General features: G+C 72.7%; 16 protein-coding genes. 5 read left to right on the top strand and 11 right to left on the bottom strand.

Features of this window, described 5'->3' with window-relative positions; genetic code table 11:
- Positions 1 to 30: 30 nt before the first annotated feature.
- The 6 genes from PS271_RS06100 to PS271_RS06075 all read right to left on the bottom strand — a co-directional run bounded on the left by PS271_RS06100 (position 31) and on the right by PS271_RS06075 (position 6,340).
- Positions 31 to 1,677, bottom strand: coding sequence for an alkaline phosphatase D family protein (locus PS271_RS06100; RefSeq protein ID WP_398380758.1), 1,647 nt, complete (start codon positions 1,675 to 1,677; stop codon positions 31 to 33).
- A gap of 90 nt (positions 1,678 to 1,767) precedes the next feature.
- The gene (locus tag PS271_RS06095) at positions 1,768 to 2,595 is read right to left on the bottom strand and encodes a thioredoxin domain-containing protein (protein WP_398380756.1); all 828 of its coding nucleotides are present in this window, start codon (positions 2,593 to 2,595) and stop codon (positions 1,768 to 1,770) included.
- A gap of 43 nt (positions 2,596 to 2,638) precedes the next feature.
- The gene (locus tag PS271_RS06090) at positions 2,639 to 3,304 is read right to left on the bottom strand and encodes a hypothetical protein (protein ID WP_398386698.1); all 666 of its coding nucleotides are present in this window, start codon (positions 3,302 to 3,304) and stop codon (positions 2,639 to 2,641) included.
- Positions 3,305 to 3,400: 96 nt separating this feature from the next.
- A complete protein-coding gene (locus PS271_RS06085) occupies positions 3,401 to 4,234 on the bottom strand; it encodes a thioredoxin domain-containing protein (RefSeq protein WP_398380754.1) in 834 nt (277 codons plus the stop codon).
- Positions 4,235 to 4,268: 34 nt separating this feature from the next.
- Positions 4,269 to 4,913 (bottom strand): hypothetical protein, encoded by a 645-nt coding sequence (locus tag PS271_RS06080; RefSeq protein WP_398386696.1) that lies wholly within the window; start codon positions 4,911 to 4,913, stop codon positions 4,269 to 4,271.
- A gap of 80 nt (positions 4,914 to 4,993) precedes the next feature.
- Positions 4,994 to 6,340, bottom strand: coding sequence for a DUF2252 domain-containing protein (locus PS271_RS06075; RefSeq protein WP_398380752.1), 1,347 nt, complete (start codon positions 6,338 to 6,340; stop codon positions 4,994 to 4,996).
- A gap of 169 nt (positions 6,341 to 6,509) precedes the next feature.
- Here PS271_RS06075 and dnaE point away from each other — a divergent pair, with 169 nt between their 5' ends.
- A complete protein-coding gene (gene dnaE, locus PS271_RS06070; RefSeq protein ID WP_398380751.1) occupies positions 6,510 to 10,064 on the top strand; it encodes a DNA polymerase III subunit alpha in 3,555 nt (1,184 codons plus the stop codon).
- A gap of 177 nt (positions 10,065 to 10,241) precedes the next feature.
- Here dnaE and PS271_RS06065 read toward each other — a convergent pair whose 3' ends face one another.
- A complete protein-coding gene (locus PS271_RS06065; RefSeq protein WP_398380749.1) occupies positions 10,242 to 10,412 on the bottom strand; it encodes a hypothetical protein in 171 nt (56 codons plus the stop codon).
- A gap of 255 nt (positions 10,413 to 10,667) precedes the next feature.
- On the opposite strand from PS271_RS06065, the gene PS271_RS06060 reads away from it, so the two are divergent.
- The 4 genes from PS271_RS06060 to PS271_RS06045 all read left to right on the top strand — a co-directional run bounded on the left by PS271_RS06060 (position 10,668) and on the right by PS271_RS06045 (position 14,678).
- Positions 10,668 to 11,993 carry an NYN domain-containing protein gene (locus PS271_RS06060; protein ID WP_398380747.1) on the top strand — a complete coding sequence of 442 codons (1,326 nt, stop codon included), beginning with the start codon at positions 10,668 to 10,670 and terminating at the stop codon, positions 11,991 to 11,993.
- A 108-nt stretch (positions 11,994 to 12,101) separates the two neighbouring features.
- Positions 12,102 to 13,082 carry an ABC transporter ATP-binding protein gene (locus PS271_RS06055; RefSeq protein ID WP_398386695.1) on the top strand — a complete coding sequence of 327 codons (981 nt, stop codon included), beginning with the start codon at positions 12,102 to 12,104 and terminating at the stop codon, positions 13,080 to 13,082.
- 52 nt (positions 13,083 to 13,134) lie between these two features.
- The gene (locus PS271_RS06050; protein ID WP_398380745.1) at positions 13,135 to 13,974 is read left to right on the top strand and encodes an ABC transporter permease; all 840 of its coding nucleotides are present in this window, start codon (positions 13,135 to 13,137) and stop codon (positions 13,972 to 13,974) included.
- A 56-nt stretch (positions 13,975 to 14,030) separates the two neighbouring features.
- Complete coding sequence (locus tag PS271_RS06045) at positions 14,031 to 14,678, top strand: hypothetical protein (RefSeq protein ID WP_398380743.1); 648 nt, start codon at positions 14,031 to 14,033, stop codon at positions 14,676 to 14,678.
- 189 nt (positions 14,679 to 14,867) lie between these two features.
- On the opposite strand, the gene PS271_RS06040 is transcribed toward PS271_RS06045, so the two are convergent.
- From PS271_RS06040 to PS271_RS06025, 4 genes are all read right to left on the bottom strand, one after another.
- Positions 14,868 to 14,942, bottom strand: coding sequence for a 50S ribosomal protein bL37 (locus PS271_RS06040; RefSeq protein WP_373300743.1), 75 nt, complete (start codon positions 14,940 to 14,942; stop codon positions 14,868 to 14,870).
- Positions 14,943 to 15,060: 118 nt separating this feature from the next.
- Positions 15,061 to 15,552: a Cys-tRNA(Pro) deacylase gene (gene ybaK / locus PS271_RS06035; protein ID WP_398380741.1), complete on the bottom strand. Its 492-nt coding sequence runs from the start codon at positions 15,550 to 15,552 to the stop codon at positions 15,061 to 15,063.
- A gap of 17 nt (positions 15,553 to 15,569) precedes the next feature.
- Positions 15,570 to 16,307, bottom strand: a complete 738-nt coding sequence (locus PS271_RS06030; RefSeq protein ID WP_398380739.1) for an LON peptidase substrate-binding domain-containing protein — start codon at positions 16,305 to 16,307, stop codon at positions 15,570 to 15,572.
- A gap of 44 nt (positions 16,308 to 16,351) precedes the next feature.
- Positions 16,352 to 17,953 carry an oxidoreductase gene (locus PS271_RS06025; RefSeq protein ID WP_398380737.1) on the bottom strand — a complete coding sequence of 534 codons (1,602 nt, stop codon included), beginning with the start codon at positions 17,951 to 17,953 and terminating at the stop codon, positions 16,352 to 16,354.
- Positions 17,954 to 18,085 lie beyond the last annotated feature (132 nt).

Genomic DNA, 18,085 nt, shown 5'->3' with positions numbered 1-18,085 from the left:
CCGGCCCCGCCGGAAGCCCGGCCGGAGGCCCTACCGGACCGGCGTCTTGACGCGCTCCACCTGCTGCGTGCCCGTACGCGTCCGGTACGAGCGGGTCCACTCCGCCGTCGCCTTCGGGTCCCGCTTGTCGGAGAGGGCGTAGTAGTCCATCTGCGCCTGCTCGGGGGTGACGTCGAGGACGCCGTAGCCGTGGGAGTCCATGTCCACCCACTTCGCGTGCCGGTTGGCGGCCTTGATGGCCGTGGCCGCGGCGAGCGAGACGGTGTGCGGGGCCACGCCCAGGAGGTCGTCCAGGTTGTCGGAGCTGACCGACGTGACGACGAACTCGGTGGCGAGGGACGGCGACAGCGGGTACGTGGCGGCCTTCTTCGGCACGTCGTTGGCCCAGGACATGTGGATGTCACCGGTCAGGAAGACGGTGTTGCGGATCCCGCGCTCGTCGAGGTGGCCGAGCAGCTCGCGCCGGTCGTCGGTGTAGCCGTCCCACTGGTCGGTGTTGGCGGCGATGCCGCCGGCGGGCAGGCCCAGCAGCTTGGCGAGCGGCTCCAGCAGGTGGGCGGGGAGGGCGCCGAAGGCGAAGGGGGAGATCATCACAGGGTTGCCGACGAGGCGCCAGGTGGCGTCGGAGGAGGCGAGCCCGGCCTTGAGCCAGTCGAGCTGGGCGCGGCCGGTGATCGTGCGCTCCGGGTCGTCGGCCTTGCCGTCGCCGGCCTTGACCTGCTGCGATCTGAACGATCTGAGGTCGAGCAGGTGGAGGTCGGCGAGGTTGCCGAAGCGCAGCCGGCGGTAGGTGGTGCCCGCGGTGGAGGGCCGTACGGGCATCCACTCGAAGTAGGCCTGCTTGGCCGCGGCCACCCGCGCGGACCACTCGCCCTCGGCGCCCGGCGTGTGGTTCTCGGCGCCGCCCGTCCAGGCGTCGTTGGCGAACTCGTGGTCGTCCCAGATGGCCACGAAGGGGTGGGCCTGGTGGAGGGCCTGCAAGTGAGCGTCCGTCTTGTAACGGCCGTGGCGGGTGCGGTAGTCGGCGAGGGTGACGATCTCGTGCGCCGGGGAGTGCGGGCGGACGACCTGGGCCGCGGGCGGGTAGACGCCGGTCGCGTACTCGTAGATGTAGTCGCCGAGGTGCAGGACGGCGTCGAGGTCGCGGCGGTCGGCGAGGTGGCGGTAGGCCGCGAAGTGACCGGACTCCCAGTTGGCGCACGAGACGACGCCGAAACGGAGGCCGGGGACGGCCGCTCCGGCCGCCGGCGCCGTCCGGGTGCGGGCGGCGGGCGAGTGCACGCCGCCGGCCGTGAAGCGGTACCAGTAGGCGGTCGCCGGGCGCAGGCCGCGGACGTCGGCCTTGACGGTGTGGTCGGCCGCGGCCGTCGCGCTGACCGTGCCCTTGGCGACGAGCTTGCCGAACGCCTCGTCCTCGGCGACCTCCCAGTCGACGTCGACGGCCGCTCCGCGCCCCGAGCCGGGGACCGCGTCGGGGGAGGGGGTCACGCGCGTCCACAGCAGGATGCCGTCGGGCAGCGGGTCGCCCGAGGCGACGCCGTGCAGGAACGCGGGGGAGTCCGCCGCGTGCGCCGGGGCGGCCCCGGCGAGGGGGAGGAGCGCGACGGTTGCGGCGCCGGCCGCGGCCGTGACGGCGGTTCGGCGCGATATGTGCGTTATGGAGGTGTCAGAGGTCACGGGCCATCACCTTACTTCCCAGTAAGCGGAAGGGGCGGACGAACTCTGACAGTTCCTCCGCCCCTCACCCGGCCTTCACCGTTTCTTCAGTTACTTCTTGGGGCCGAACTCCTTGTCGATGGCGGCGATGAAGTCCGGCTTGGCCATCGGCGGGTTCTTGCCGCCGGGGCCGGTCAGCTTCTTGTCGCCGTGGAGCAGCGCCGGGGTGCCCTCGATCTTGTTCTTCTGGAACAGCGTGCCCATCTCGACGGCCCACTTGTCGTAGGTGCCCTCGTTGACGGCCTTCTCGAAGTCCTTGTTGCCCTTCAGGGCCGGGACCTGCTGCGCGATCTCGATCAGCCGCGCGTCCTTCGCGAAGGCGTCGTCCCGCTCGTCGGGGTGGTTCTTCGGCGAGTAGAGCGCTTCCTTGTAGGCGAGGAAGGCGTCCGGGCTGACGTTGAGCGCGGCGCCGAGGGCGCTGACGGCGTTCTTCGAGCCGGTGCCGCCACCGGGGCCCATGTCGTCGATGAAGTTCACCATGACGAACCGGACCTTGTAGCGGGCGTCCTTGACGTCCTGGCGCAGCTGGGCGCCGGACTCGTTCTCGAAGGCGGCGCAGGAGGGGCAGCGCGGGTCCTCGTAGACCGTGAGGGTCTCCTTGGCCTTCGCGTCGCCGATGACGATCTCGTCGCCCTTCTCGCCCGTGGTGTTGGCGGGCTTGACCAGCGGCTTGTCGCCCGCCCAGCTGTTGCCGCCCTTGCTGTCGCCCATGTTGCTCACCGCGTAGCCGACGCCGCCGGCTATCGCGAGGACGGCGACGATGGCGCCGGCGACGAAGAGCTGACGGCGCGTCTTGTCCCGCTTGGCCTGGCGCTCGCGCTCGGCGCGCAGCCGCTCGCGCGCGGCCTGCTTGTTCTGCTGGTTGTTGCGGTTGCTCATGACGGCTTCTCCGGTTGTGTACGAGTGGGGGTGGACCGCGTGCTCAGGCAGGTGCGGGAGCGAGGGGCGGTCCACGCCGTACGACGGAGTGGACGAGGAGCGGGAGCCCGCGCGCGCGGAGCGTGCGGCGGGCGGGGCGCAGGCGCGCGGCCGGGCCGGCGGGCACGCTCAAGGCGGGGAGGGCCAGCAGCGCGCCGAAGGCGCGGGTCGCGGCGGCGCGCAGCAGCCCGGCCAGGGCCGCTTCGCCGCGGCGCAGCCAGGCGGCGGCCAGCAGGCCCACCGCGATGTGGCAGGCGAGCAGCAGCCAGGGCAGCGCGGCGCCGGCGGCCGGCTCCGGGCCGCCCTGCACGGCCATGCGGGCCAGCGGGGTGCCGATCTCGCCGCGGCAGGCGAAGTCGAGGCCCAGGGAGTGCAGCGGGCCCGCGACGGGGCCGCCGGCCCGGCCGTAACACGCGTGCTGGCCCGTCGTGAAGACGGTGTCCGCCGTCAGCTCCAGCGGGATCAGCAGCGCCGCGATGGAGCCGTAGCCGCGCTCACGGCCGGCGAGGGCGTAGGCGACGGCGAAGAACAGCGCCGCCAGCCCGGCGACCGTGGCCGCGGGCAGGGGCGTGCGGGAGAGCAGGACGTGCGAAGCGGCGGACAGCGTGACACAGAGCGCCGTGAAGAACGCCGCACGCAGCGCCCTCAATCGAACTCCCGTCCCCTCCATGAGGCCGAAGTCTGCCACGGCATCCGTTAAGTGTCGTGTCAAGATTCGGCATCACTGAACGTCACCGGAGGGGACGGGTCACCGGGGTTACGGGCCTCAGGACTTGAGCGCTCCGTCGACCGCCTTGGTGTACTGGTCGGGGGTGATCGGGACGTTCTTCCCGTCCTCCGCCGTCAGCTTCTTGCCGTTCATCTTGAGGGTGGGGGTGCCGGTGACGTCCTTGGCCTTGTCGAACTCGTCGGACACCGTCAGCGCCCACTTGTCGAACGTGCCGTCCTTGACGTTCTTCTCGAAGTCCTTGTTGCCCTTGAGCGCCGGGACCTCGTCGGCGACCTTCAGCAGGACGTCGTCCTTGGCGTAGTCGTCCTTCGTCTCGCTGGGGTGGTTGGCCTTGGAGTAGAGGGCCTTGTTGTAGGCGCTGAAGGCCTCGGGGCTGACGTTCAGGGCGGCGCCGAGCGCGCTGAGGGCGTTCTTGGAGCCGCTGCCGCCGAAGTTGCGGTCGAGGAACGTGGCGACGTGGTACGAGACCTTGTACTTGCCGTCCTTGACGTCCTTGTCGATGGTGTCCCCGACGCTCTGCTCGAAGACGGAGCAGATCGGGCAGCGCATGTCCTGGTAGAGGTCCAGGGTGTGCTGGGCGTCCTTCTTGCCGATGAGGATCTCGGTGCCCTTGTCGCCGCCGGTGTTGGCGGGCTTGACGAGCTCCTGCTTGGAGGCGGCCTCCCAGCTCTCGTTCAGGCCGCTCTTGCCGTCCTTGCCCAGCTGGGAGACGGCCACGACGACGCCCGCGCCGACGGCCAGGACCGCGACGACGGCGCCGCCGACGATCAGCTGGCGGCGGGTCCTGTCCTTCTTGGCCTGGCGCTCGCGCTCGGCGCGCAGCCGCTCGCGGGCGGTCTGCTTGTTCTCCCAGTTGTTGCGCTTGCTCATGGTGGTGCGATCTTTCCGTGATACGTGGGGTGGGTCAGGCGGGGGTCCGGCCGAAGGCCGGTCCCGGCGGCGGCCCGCGCCGTACGACGGAGTGGACGAGGAGCGGAAGGGTGCGGCCGGGGAGAGCTGCCCGCACGAACCGTACGGTCACCCCGCCGGGCACCGGGGCGCCGATCGCGGTGCGGAGCCGCAGCGGGCGGCACACGGCGGCGGCCGCCGCGCACAGCAGCTCGGCCAGCGCCCGCTCGCCGCGGCGCAGCCACGCGGCGGCCAGCAGGCCGACCGCGACGTGTCCCGCGAACAGCAGCCACGGGGCGCTGCCCGGGGAGGCGAGCCGGGCGAGCGGCCCGCCCGTGCTGCCGCTGCACAGCCAGGCCAGCGCCCCCGGGGCGGAGGCGGGGTGGCCGGGCCGGCCGTAGCAGGTGTCCTGCCCGGTGGTGAAGAGCGCGGTCGCGCCGAGCTCCAGGGGGACCAGGAGGGCGGCGATGCGCCCGTAGCCGCGCTCCCGCCCGGCCAGGGAGTAGGCGAGCGCGAAGACGGCCGCGGAGGCCGCCCCCACGGTCAGCAGGGGCAGCGGCCTTCCGGACAGCAGCACGTGGGAGCCCGCGGACAGCGTGACGCACAGCGCTGTGAACAGCGCCGCGCGCAGTGCCCGCACCCATGCCGCCGATATGTCCATGAAGAACGAGTCTGGCACGGCCCGCCGTAAGCCTTGGCTAAAGGGTGCGCCCCACGGCCGGGGGCCCGGGGCCCAGGGGCCTAGAGGCCCGGGATGCGGCCGTTGCGGAAGAGGTCCACGAAGATCTGGTGGTCCGCGCGGGCCCGGGCCCCGTAAGAGTGGGCGAAGTCCACCAGGAGCTCCGGGAAGCCCTCCTCGTCGGCGGCGATCACGGCGTCGATGGCCCGCTCGGTGGAGAAGGGCACCAGCGAGTGGCCGCTCTGGTCGTCCGCCGCCGCGTGCATGGTGGCCGTCGCCCGGCCCAGGTCGGCGACGACGGCCGCGATCTCGGCCGGGTCGTCCAGGTCGGACCAGTCGAGGTCGACGGCGTACGGCGAGACCTCGGCGACCAGCTGCCCGGTCACCCGGCCCCCCTCCTGGATCTCCGTCCAGCCCAGCCACGGGTCGGCGTGCGCCTGGAGCGCGCGCTGCGAGATCACCGTGCGGTGGCCCTCGTGGTGGAAGTAGTCGCGCACGGCCCGGTCGGTGACGTGCCGGGAGACCGCCGGGGTCTGCGCCTGCTTCATGTAGATGACGACGTCGTTCTCCAGGGCGTCGCTGTTGCCCTCCAGGAGGATGTTGTACGAGGGCAGGCCGGCGCTCCCGATCCCGATGCCGCGGCGGCCGACGACGTCCTTGACGCGGTAGGAGTCGGGGCGGGCGAGGCTGGTGTCGGGCAGCGTCTCCAGATAGCCGTCGAAGGCCGCGAGGACCTTGTAGCGGGTGGCGGCGTCCAGCTCGATGGCGCCGCCGTCGGCGGTGAAGCGCCGGTCGTGCTCGCGGATCTCCGTCATCGAGGCGAGCAGCCCGAAGCGCGTCATGGAGCGCGCCTCGCGCAGCGCGCCCAGCAGCGGGCCGTCGGCGGTGTCGAGCGTGAACGGCGGCAGCTCGTCGTGGGCGGCCCCGGCGGCCAGGGCGTGGATGCGCTCGCGGTAGGCGGCGGCGTAGATCCGCACCAGCTCGGTGATCTTCTCGTCGCTGAGCGCCTTGGTGTAGCCGATCAGGGCGATCGAGGCGGCGAAGCGCTTGAGGTCCCAGGTGAAGGGGCCGACGTAGGCCTCGTCGAAGTCGTTGACGTTGAAGATCAGGCGGCCGTTGGCGTCCATGTACGTGCCGAAGTTCTCGGCGTGGAGGTCGCCGTGGATCCACACCCGGCTGGTGCGCTCGTCCAGGTACGGACCGGAGGCGCCTTCCGGGGCCTGCTCGGCCATGTCCCGGTAGAAGAGGCACGCCGTGCCCCGGTAGAAGGCGAAGGCGGAGGCCGCCATCTTCCGGAACTTGACCCGGAAGGCGGCGGGGTCGGCCGCGAGCAGCTCACCGAAGGCGGTGTCGAAAACGGCAAGGATCTCCTCGCCGCGCTGCGCGGCCCGGTCGTGCTCGGTCGCCATCGCGGGGTCCTCCTGGGGTGGGGCATGGAACGAACATGTGTGCTGACGTGCTCAACGCGTGAGGGTACCGGCGCGTGCCCGCGGCTGTCGGTGGGGGCCGGTAACCTTCAAAACTGTCCCGCTGCGTCCGCCGCGCCCCGCTGCTCGCTCCCGTCGGAGGTCTCCCACCGTGGCCAACAAGCCGCCCTTCACGCACCTGCACGTCCACACCCAGTACTCCCTGCTGGACGGTGCCGCGCGGCTCAAGGACATGTTCAATGCCTGCAATGAGATGGGCATGACACACATCGCCATGTCCGACCACGGCAACCTCCACGGGGCGTACGACTTCTTCCACCAGGCGAAGAAGGCGGAGATCACCCCGATCATCGGCATCGAGGCCTACGTCGCCCCGGAGTCCCGGCGCAACAAGCGCCGCATCCAGTGGGGCCAGCCCCACCAGAAGCGCGACGACGTCTCGGGTTCGGGTGGTTACACCCACAAGACGATCTGGGCGGCCGACGTGACCGGCCTGCACAACCTCTTCCGCCTCTCCTCCGACGCCTACGCCGAGGGCTGGCTCACGAAGTGGCCCCGCATGGACAAGGAGACGATCTCCCAGTGGTCCGAGGGCCTGATCGCCTCGACCGGCTGCCCGTCCGGCGAGGTGCAGACCCGGCTCCGGCTCGGCCAGTTCGACGAGGCCATGCAGGCGGCCAGCGACTACAAGGACATCTTCGGCGAGGGCCGGTACTTCCTGGAGCTGATGGACCACGGCATCGAGATCGAGCGCCGCGTCCGCGACGGCCTGCTGGAGATCGGCAAGAAGCTCGGCATCCCGCCGCTGGTCACCAACGACTCGCACTACACGTACGCCCACGAGGCCGAGGCCCACGACGCCCTGCTCTGCATCCAGACCGGCAAGAACCTCTCGGACCCCGACCGCTTCCGCTTCGACGGCACGGGCTACTACCTGAAGTCCACGGAGGAGATGTACGCCATCGACTCCTCGGACGCCTGGCAGGAGGGCTGCGCGAACACCCGCCTGGTCGCCGAGCAGATCAACACCGACGGCATGTTCAAGGCCAAGAACCTCATGCCGAAGTTCGACATCCCCGAGGGCTACACCGAGGTCACCTGGTTCCGTGAGGAGACCATGCGCGGGATGCACCGCCGCTTCCCCGACGGCATCCCCGAGGACCGCATGAAGCAGGTCGAGTACGAGATGGACACCATCATCTCGATGGGCTTCCCGGGCTACTTCCTCGTGGTCGCCGACTTCATCATGTGGGCCAAGAAGCAGGGCATCGCCGTCGGCCCGGGCCGCGGCTCCGCGGCCGGCTCGATCGTGGCCTACGCCATGGGCATCACCGACCTCGACCCCATCCCGCACGGCCTGATCTTCGAGCGCTTCCTCAACCCCGAGCGCATCTCGATGCCCGATGTCGACATCGACTTCGACGAGCGCCGGCGCGCCGAGGTCATCCGCTACGTGACCGAGAAGTACGGCGCCGACAAGGTCGCCATGATCGGCACCTACGGCACCATCAAGGCCAAGAACGCGATCAAGGACTCCGCCCGCGTCCTCGGCTATCCGTACGCGATGGGTGACCGCCTCACCAAGGCCATGCCCGCCGACGTCCTCGGCAAGGGCATCCCGCTCTCCGGCATCCTCGACCCCCAGCACCCGCGCTACAGCGAGGCCGCCGAGATCCGCGGGATGTACGAGAACGAGCCGGACGTCAAGAAGGTCATCGACACCGCGCGCGGCGTCGAGGGCCTGGTCCGGCAGATGGGCGTGCACGCGGCCGGCGTGATCATGTCCAGCGAGGCGATCACCGACCACGTCCCGGTCTGGGTCCGGCACACCGACGGCGTCACCATCACGCAGTGGGACTACCCGAGCTGTGAGTCGCTCGGCCTGCTGAAGATGGACTTCCTCGGCCTGCGCAACCTCACGATCATGGACGACGCCGTCAAGATGGTGAAGGCCAACAAGGGGATCGACATCGATCTCCTGAGCCTGCCGCTCGACGACCCCAAGACCTTCGAGCTGCTCCAGCGCGGCGACACCCTCGGCGTCTTCCAGTTCGACGGGGGGCCCATGCGGTCCCTCCTGCGGCTGATGAAGCCCGACAACTTCGAAGACATCTCCGCCGTGTCCGCGCTGTACCGCCCGGGCCCGATGGGCATGAACTCGCACACGAACTACGCCCTGCGCAAGAACGGCCAGCAGGAGATCACGCCGATCCACCCGGAGCTGAAGGAGCCCCTGGAAGAGGTCCTCGGCGTCACCTACGGTCTGATCGTCTACCAGGAGCAGGTGCAGAAGGCCGCCCAGATCGTCGCCGGGTACTCGCTCGGCGAGGCCGACATCCTCCGCCGCGTCATGGGCAAGAAGAAGCCCGACGAGCTCGCGAAGAACTTCGTCTTCTTCAAGGAGGGCGCGCAGAAGAAGGGCTTCTCCGACGAGGCCATCCAGGCCCTGTGGGACGTGCTGGTCCCCTTCGCCGGCTACGCCTTCAACAAGGCCCACTCCGCCGCGTACGGCCTCGTCTCGTACTGGACGGCCTACCTCAAGGCGAACTACCCCGCCGAGTACATGTCCGGGCTGCTCACCTCGGTGCGCGACGACAAGGACAAGTCGGCGATCTACCTGAACGAGTGCCGGCGCATGGGCATCAAGGTGCTCCCGCCGAACGTCAACGAATCCGAGGCCAACTTCGCCGCCCAGGGCGACGACGTGATCCTCTTCGGCCTCACCGCCGTCCGCAACGTCGGGCAGAACGTGGTCGACTCGATCATCCGCTGCCGCAAGTCCAAGGGGAAGTACAGCTCCTTCCCCGACTTCCTCGACAAGGTCGAGGCCGTCGTCTGCAACAAGCGCACCGTCGAATCGCTGATCAAGGCCGGCGCCTTCGACGAGATGGGCCACACCCGCAAGGGCCTCACCGCGCACTACGAACCGATGATCGACAACGTCGTCCAGGTCAAGCGCAAGGAGGCCGAGGGCCAGTTCGACCTCTTCGGCGGAATGGGCGGTGCCGATGGAGAAGGGGCTGACGACGGCCCCGGCTTCGGGCTGGACGTGGAGTTCTCCGACGTCGAGTGGGAGAAGACCTACCTCCTCGCGCAGGAGCGCGAGATGCTCGGCCTCTACGTCTCCGACCACCCGCTCTTCGGCATCGAGCACGTCCTCAACGACAAGGCCGACGCCGCGATCTCCCAGCTCACCGGCGGTGAGCACGCCGACGGAGCGATCGTGACCATCGGCGGCATCATCTCGGGCCTCCAGCGCAAGATGACCAAGCAGGGCAACGCCTGGGCCATCGCCACCGTCGAGGACCTGGCCGGCTCCATCGACTGCATGTTCTTCCCCGCCACCTACCAGCTGGTCTCCACCCAGCTCGTCGAGGACTGTGTCGTCTTCGTCAAGGGCCGCCTCGACAAGCGCGAGGACATCCCGCGCCTGGTGGCCATGGAGATGATGGTCCCCGACCTGTCGAACGCAGGCACCAACGCCCCCGTGGTCATCACCATCCCCACGGTGAAGGTCACCCCGCCCATGGTGGAGCGGCTCGGCCAGGTCCTCACCCACCACCGGGGCTCCACCGAGGTGCGGATCAAGCTCCAGGGGCCGCGGAAGACCACCGTCCTGCGCCTGGACCGGCACCGGGTCACCCCCGACCCGGCGCTCTTCGGCGACCTGAAGCAACTGCTCGGCCCGTCCTGCCTGGCCGGCTGACGCCCCTGGCGGGCACCGGCTGAGCAACCCGCGGGCCCGGCGGGCACCCTGCCGGTGCCCGCCGGGCCCGCACCCGCGCACGAGGGGCGCACCCGGATCAGCCGGGTGCGCCCCTCGTGCGCATCAAAGCGCCGGTGGGCGCCCTCTCTTTTCGGCCGGGCACCCTTCGGGCGCCGCTCAGTTGTGGCCGAAGCGCTTCTGCTTGCTCTTGCGAGTCATGTCGCCCGGGGTGACCTGCGTGGCCCGCTGCTCGCTCTGGGACTCGATCGAGGAGCTCCTGGCCTGCTGCTGGCCGCGCTCCGCGGCACTCGCCGACTTCGGCTGCTTCCGGTCCTTGTTCTTCGCCATGCTGAAGTGCCTCCACATCGGGACGACCCCCTGCGGTCACCCTCGCACGCACTGCCGAACCGCGCATTTCGGGTAATTACCGTGCGTGATGCGTGCACTTACCGCCGGGAGGGCGTATCCGCCACGCCGAAGATCCAGTTCGGACTGATAACCCCCGCACGGTCGGGCAGACTCCAAGGAAAGCCGAGGAAAACCGGGGCACTGCCGTGCCGGGGGGCGACCGCAATTTCTGCACGCACAGAAAGAGGGTGGAACGTGGACCGCTGCGTCGTCCTGGTGGACGCCGGGTATCTGCTGGGCGCCGCCGCGAGCCTGCTGGCCGGTGAGCCCGCCCGGTCCCGCATCTCCGTCGACCACGCGATCCTCATCCAGGGGCTGCGCGAGCGCGCCGAGGCCGAGACCGAGCAGCCCCTCCTGAGGATCTACTGGTTCGACGGCGCGCCCGACCGGGTGCCCCAGCCCGAGCACCGCAGGCTCCGCGTCATGCCCCGGGTCACCGTCCGGCTGGGCGCCCTGACCCGCAGCGACGGCCGCTGGGCCCAGAAGGGCGTGGACGCCGCCATGCACGCCGAGCTCACCGAGCTCGCCCGCAACCGCGCGTGCTCCGACATCGTCCTCGTCACCGGCGACGGCGATCTCCTGCCCGGCCTGATGTCCGCCAAGGAGCACGGCGTCGCCGTCCACCTGTGGGCCGTCCAGGCCGCCGACGGCGACTACAACCAGTCCGAGGACCTCGTCGCCGAGGCCGACGAGCGCCGCGTCCTCGACCGCACGTGGATCACCCGCGCCGTCCGCGCCAAAGAGCTCACCGGCGCCTGCGCCCCGCAGCCCGCCCCCGGCCCCGAGATCGCCGCGATCCTCTCCGCCCCCCTCCCCGAGAGCGCCGCCGCGGCCGCCGCCCCCGCCCCCCGCTCCGCCGAGCCCGTGCCCGCCGAGCGCAACGGCTCCCGGCCCGCCGCCCCCGCCACCACCGAGGCCGCGCCCGGCGACCAGGACGCCCCCGAGACCCCCGCCGCCCGCGGCGTGCCCACCCCCAAGGACCTCGCCACCCTCGGCCGCGGCCTCGCCGCCCAGCCCGCCGACCGCTCCGGCGGGCCCGCCTCCGGCCAGGGCGGCGCTTCCGGCCAGAGCAACGGCTCCGCCCTCGCCGCCAACGCCACCCTGCGCTGGTCCTCCGACAAGGGCTGGATCGAGCGCCCCGGCACCGGCGGCCCCGGCGAGCCCTCCGAAACCGCCCTCCTGCCGATGCTCGCCCAGCTCACCAGCGCCGAACAGCGCTGGGCCGACCGCGAAGAGGACATCACCACCGTCGGCGGCGACCCCTTCGAGGTCGGCCAGGTCTTCGCCCGGCGCTGGGCCGAGCGCCTCACCGACGCCGTCCACCTCCAGCACCTCTCCACCGAGTACCCCCGCATCCCGCACCGCATCGACGGGGAGCTGCTGCGCTACGCCGCCCGCTTCGGCCTGCTCGCCCACAAGGACGACCAGATCGACGAACACGACCGCTACGCGATCCGGGCCGGTTTCTGGCGCGAAATCGACACCCGTACGGCGGCGGAGCGCACTCCGGCGGCGGACTGAGGGGCACCGCGCCCGACCCGCGCCCCCCGGAGCCCGCCGCGGGCGCGGGGGCGCGTACCCTCATAGCTCGTGAGGACGGGCGTGAATGAGGCGGTTGCAGCCGCCACGGTGTGCACCGTGCGCGGCCTGGTCAAGACCTATCCCGCCGCGCGCGGCCGCCGCGGCGCGCCCGGCACCGCCGCCGTACGCGCGAGTGACGGCATCGACCTGGAGATCCGGCGCGGCGAGATCTTCGGGCTGCTCGGCCCCAACGGCGCCGGCAAGTCCACCCTCGTCCGCCAGCTGACCGGCCTGCTCCGCCCCGACGAGGGCAGCGTCGAGCTCCTCGGCCACGACCTCGTCCGTCACCCCGAGCGCGCCGCGCGCCTCGTCGGCTACCTCGGCCAGGAGTCCACCGCCCTCGACGAGCTGACCGTCGCCCTCGCCGCCGAGACCACCGGCCGGCTCCGCGGCCTCGGCCTGCGGGCGGCCCGCGAGGAGCGCGACGCCGTCCTCGAAGAGCTGGGCCTCACGCCGATCGCCGGGCGCCCCCTGAAGAAGCTCTCCGGCGGCCAGCGCCGCCTCGCCTGCTTCGCCGCCACGCTCGTCGGCGACCGGCCGGTCCTCGTCCTCGACGAGCCCACCGCCGGCATGGACCCCGTCGCGCGCCGCGCCGTCTGGGCCGCCGTCGACCGGCGGCGCGCCGAGCACGGCGCGACCGTCCTGCTCGTCACCCACAACGTCATCGAGGCCGAGACCGTCCTCGACCGCGTCGCCGTGCTGGAGCGCGGCCGGATCATCGCCTGCGACACGCCCGCCGGGCTGAAGGAGCTCGTCGGCGACGAGGTCCGCGTCGAGCTCGTCTGGCGCGCCGAGGCCCCTCTGCACGTCCCCGAGGTCGCCGCGCTGCGCGACGCCGCGCAGGCCGCCGGCCGGCGCTGGACGCTGCGGCTCGCCCCCGCCGAGGCGCGCGCCGCCGTCGCCGCCGTGACCGGCGGGCCCGCCTTCGCCGCGCTCGACGACTTCACCCTCACCACGCCCAGCCTGGAGGACGTCTACCTCGCCCTCGGGGGCCGTGCGGAGGGCGCGGAAGGGCTGGTGAAGGCGTGACGGGAGCCGTGACGAGAGCCCTGCCGACCGGACTGAACAGGAGCTGTGCCGGGTGAGTGCTGTGTCCGCAGAAGCGGTGACCGCCGGGGCGGTCCGGTCCGGGAGCGAGGCCCGGCCGCGGTCCGGCGGCGACGCCGCCGCCCCGCTCGCGCCCCGGGCGAAGCTGCTGCCCGCCCTGGCCGCCGTCTACCGCGCGCAGCTCTCGCGGGCCCGGGTCGCGCGGATCCCGCTGCTGTTCGTGGCGACGTTCCAGTCCGTCGGCATCATGATCATGATGCGGGGCGTGGTGGACGGCGGCGCCGAGGCGCGGGCCGTCGTGGCCGGCTCCAGCGTGCTCGTCGTGGCCTTCGTCGCCCTCAACCTCCTCGCCCAGTACTTCGGCCAGCTGCGCGCGAGCGGCGGCCTCGACCACTACGCGACGCTGCCCGTGCCGCCCGCCGCCGTCGTGCTCGGCGCGGCCGCCGCGTACGCCTCCTTCACCGTGCCCGGCACCGCCGTCACCGCGGTCGTGGGCAGCGCCCTCTTCGGCCTCCCCATGGGGCACCTGTGGGTGCTCGCCGCCGTCGTCCCGCTCTCCGGCGCGGCCCTCGCCGGGCTGGGCGCCGCCCTCGGGCTGCTCGCGCCCCGCCAGGAACTGGCCACGCTCTGCGGGCAGCTCGGCATGTCGGCCGCCCTCCTCCTGGGCGTGCTGCCCGCCGCGCACATGCCCGCCCCCATCGCCTACGCGCGCGACCTGCTCCCCTCCACGTACGGAGTGGAGGCGCTCGCCCGCACCTTCGACGCGCGCCCTGACTGGGCCGTGGTCGCCGCCGACCTCGGCGTGTGCGCCGCCGTCGGCGTGGTCTCGCTCGCCGTGGCGACGTGGGCGTACCGCCGGGCGGCCGTGCGGTGACGCGCCAGGACCGTCCTGCCGCCGGGTCCGCGGCGCCGACCTGGCACGATGACAGGGTGACCGCACCGCTGACGCCGCATGACCCGCCCTCGAACGAGCCCGGCACCGGGGCGGGGGCCGCGTCTGCGGAGCCCGCGCCCCTTCCCTCGGACGAGGCCGAGCGCCGCGCCGAGCTGCGCACCGAACTGCGGCAGGCCGCGGTCGTCGCCGCGGCGGTGGCCGTGGCCGGCGTGCTGCTGGGGCTGCTGTGGGTGTGGCTTGCGCCGCGGGTCCCGCTCATCTCGGACGGCAAGGCCGTCTACCTGAAGAACAGCGAGGGCGAGCAGGCCATCGGCGCCGACGGCACGTTCGCCCTGCTGGCGCTCGGGTTCGGCGTGCTCAGCGCGGCCGTCGTCTTCTGGCTGCGGCGCCGCGGGGGCGTTCCGCTGGTGGCGGGGCTGGCCGTGGGGTCGCTCGTCGCCTCGCTGATCGCCTGGCGCGTGGGCATGTGGCTCGGGCCCACGTCCGACGTGGTCGCCGCGGCGCGGGCGGCGGGGCGGGGTGTCGTCTTCGACGCGCCGCTCAAGCTCGCGGCGAAGGGGGCGCTGCTGGCGTGGCCGCTCGCGGCGATGGCGGTCCACCTGGTGCTGACGGCGCTGTTCGGGCCGCGGGACCCGGAGCCGGAGCCGGACTGGACGTCCGGGGAACGGGACGTCCGGGGCTGAGGGGGCCCGGCACCGCCGGTCACCTCCGGTGGGGGTTGCGCGCCGTCGCGGCGGAGGGGGAGGCCCCGGCCCGAAGGCGCTCTGCCGCCAGGCAGAAACCCCCGCCGCGACGGCGAAGTGCCCCCGCGGCGAGGGACCGGCGGAATGGCCCGGCACCGGGACCGTCACGTGCCCCGATGAGCGGGGCGGCTACGCCGGCCTGCGGCCGTGATTGGCGCGGTTCTTCTTGACGCGCCAGCGGCGCTTGCGGGTGCGCTTGGACATGGGCGTCCCTCCCGAGTCGCGGGCCGCACGCGCGGCGGCCCGCTCCTGACGGTCCTAGCCGAGGGACGGGCGGCCGTCCAGACCCCCGGGCACCCGTAGCGCCGCCCGCAGGGCCCCGTCACCCCCGGGCGATCGGCGCGACCACCGCGCCCGTGAGCGCGGCCAGGTCACCGGGCGAGAGCTCGACCTCCAGGCCCCGCCGCCCCGCCGAGACGCAGATCGTCGCGTGGGAGCGCGCGGAGGCGTCCAGCGCGGTCGGCAGCCGCCGGCGCTGCCCGAGCGGTGAGATCCCGCCCCGTACGTACCCGGTCGTGCGCTCCGCGGCCGCCGGGTCGGCCATCGCCGCCCGCTTGCCGCCGACGGCCGCCGCGAGGGCCTTCAGGTCGAGGGAGCCGGAGACGGGCACGACGGCGACGGTCAGCGCGCCGTCGACTTCGGCGACGAGGGTCTTGAAGACCTGGGCCGGATCCCGCCCGAGGGCCTCCGCGGCCTCGGTCCCGTAGGAGGCGACCGCCGGGTCGTGGTCGTAGGAGTGCACGGAGAAGACGGTCCCCGCCTTCTCCAGGGCGACGATGGCCGGGGTCGAGCCCGACCGCTGCTTGCGGGCCAAGAGTCCGCTCCGTCCGGTCAGTTGGGGTTCGTCGGCTGCCGGGTGAAGTCGACGGCCGGCAGCGACGGGAGCTTACTGATCACCGCGGTCTCGGTGCGCAGCATTTTCAGCTCGCGCGCGAGCCGCGTCGCGGTGTCCGGCGTCTCCAGGAGCCGCTGCTTCGCCGGGGTGTCGAGCATGGCCGCCGCGGCGACGAGGTAGGAGAGCACGGACGGCTCGCCCGGCAGGTCGGCCTGCCCGGCGAGCGTGCGCTCGGTGGCCCCGGCGAGGCGCTTCTGGTAGGCGCGGAAGGCCCGGACGACGCCGGAGGCGAGCGCGCCCGCGCCCTCGCCCTGCTGCTCCTCGATGTCCTCGACCTCGCCCAGCAGGTACGGCCCGGAGGCGTCGACGGACAGCAGCCGGAAGCGGGTGGTGCCGGTGGCGAGGACCTCGTACGTGCCGCCGGTGCGCTCCCGGATGGTGGCCGCCTCCGCCACGCAGCCCACGGCGTGGAACGCCTTGAGCGGGTCGGGGCCGAAGCCGGACGCGGGCCCCGGCTCGGGGCGGGCGCCCTCGGGCAGCCCGGGCGCCGTGGGCGCGACCTCGCTGCCGTCGCGGATGGCGACGACGCCGAAGCGCCGCGGTTCCTCCTCGGGGAGCGCCGCCAGGTCGCGCATCAGCGCGCGGTACCGCTGCTCGAAGACGTTCAGGGGCAGGACGAGCCCGGGGAACAGCACCGAGTTCAGCGGGAAGAGGGGCAGGCGCGCGGTGGTCACAGCCGGTAAGCCTAATGGCCTGTGCACCGGTGCCGCCCCGGCGTTCACTGCCGGCGCAGCAGCCGGGAGGCGCCCGCCGCCACGGTCGTCGCGAGCACCCACCCGAGCAGGATCAGCACGGCGACCACCCACTGCGACGCGCCCGCCGGCCGCCAGGCGTTGCCCTGCCCGAGGTCGATGACCGGCACGAGCAGATCGAGGGCGTACAGCCAGGGGTTCCAGGCGGGGCCCTCGCCCGCCTTCAGCGGCGGCACGGGCCGCAGGGTGAAGTAGACGGCGGCGGCGGCCCACAGCACGGCCATCCACACGGCCGCCCGGCCGGGCCGGTAGCCGTAGGCCACCATCCAGTCCTGGAGATAGCCCCAGGCCTTGCCGGCCGGGGGCAGCGTCTCGCGGCGGCGGCGCTGCTTGGCGAGGAGGACGGCCCGGGCGTCGGCGTCCTCCCCGCCGGCGCGTAAGGAGCCCGCCAGCTGCTCGTACGGCTCGGGGGCGTACTCGGGCGTGGCGGCGGCCACCCACGCAAGGCGCAGGCTCAAGGGGAAGTGGCCGAGCGGTATCAGCGTCTCGTAGGAGAAGCCGGCCATGACCAGGCTGCCGGGCCCGGGCCAGCTCTCGTAGCGGTCGACCAGGTTGGACACGCGGGCGCCGGAGAGCACCACGCGCCCGCGCTGCGCCCACTCGCCGAGGAAGCGCAGCTCGGGCGTCTGGATGCGGCGCAGCGACACCTCCTGGTCGGCCTCCAGCGCGAACCGGGCCTGGCTGAAGTCGACGGCGTCGCCGAACCGGCCGTCGTCCAGCCGCACCCCGCCCCGGCACTCGAAGGCCTGCGTGCGGATGCCGTGCTGCGGGGTGGTGGTGATGCCGTACGGGGGAGTGGTGCCGGTGGTGAACGGATAGCCGCCGACCCCGGCGCCCGTGAGATAGAGGGTGCGCTCCACGGTCAGCTGCGGGGCGTTGAAGGCGCGCCGCCCGTGCGGATTGCTCAGCGTCGAGCCGCGCAGGCTCAGCGAGACCCCTATCGTCGCGGCGCGCATACTCAGCTCCCCGTACGAGCGCATCATCTCCGCCTGCATGTCCTGCCCGACGCTCATGCCGTCGGCCGCTATGGAGACCCCGCGCCGGTCGGGGCGCACGACCAGCTGGTTGAGCAGGAGGTCGGTGCCTACCTGGGCGTCGGTCAGCCGTATGCCGCGCTGGACGACGCACCGCGGCAGGTGCAGGTCGCCCTCGGTGCGCAGCCGGGCGGCCTCCAGCCGGGGCAGCGAGCAGGCGACCAGGCGCAGGGTGGTGAACTGGCTCTCGGGCAGGAGCACCTCCTGCTCGAAGCGGCAGTTGTGCATCTCGACGTAGGGCACGACGGTGCCGCCGGAGAGGTCGAGGGTGCCGGTGATCTGCACGCCGTTCAGCTTGAGGGCGGCCACTCTGCCCGGCAGCGGGGGCGGCCCGGCCAGCAGGAGCAGGGCCACCACGCGCGCCCGCACGCTGCGCTCGGGGCCCCACGCGTGCGGGCCGCGCGGGTCGTTCCACTCGGGCCGGGGCGTGCGCAGGTCGTGCGTGCGGCCCGCGCGGAACGCCTTCCACATCGCCTGCTCCGCCGCGGTCAGCCCCAGCTCCGGCGGCGGGCCGCCGGCTCCCGGATCGGTCACGCTCCGCACCCCCTCCCGTCCCGTGCACCTCGCTGTACCGTTCCCATTCCCTCCGGGTGACCGATTGAACACTCTCGGTGAAACACCTGTACCAGTGAGTGGTACGGGGCGCGGTACGACGGGACGGGTCTG

The organism is Streptomyces sp. SCA2-17 (genome assembly GCF_044336695.1).
Note: the sequence above shows the minus strand (reverse complement) of the source record. Positions and strands in the feature narration are given on the sequence as shown.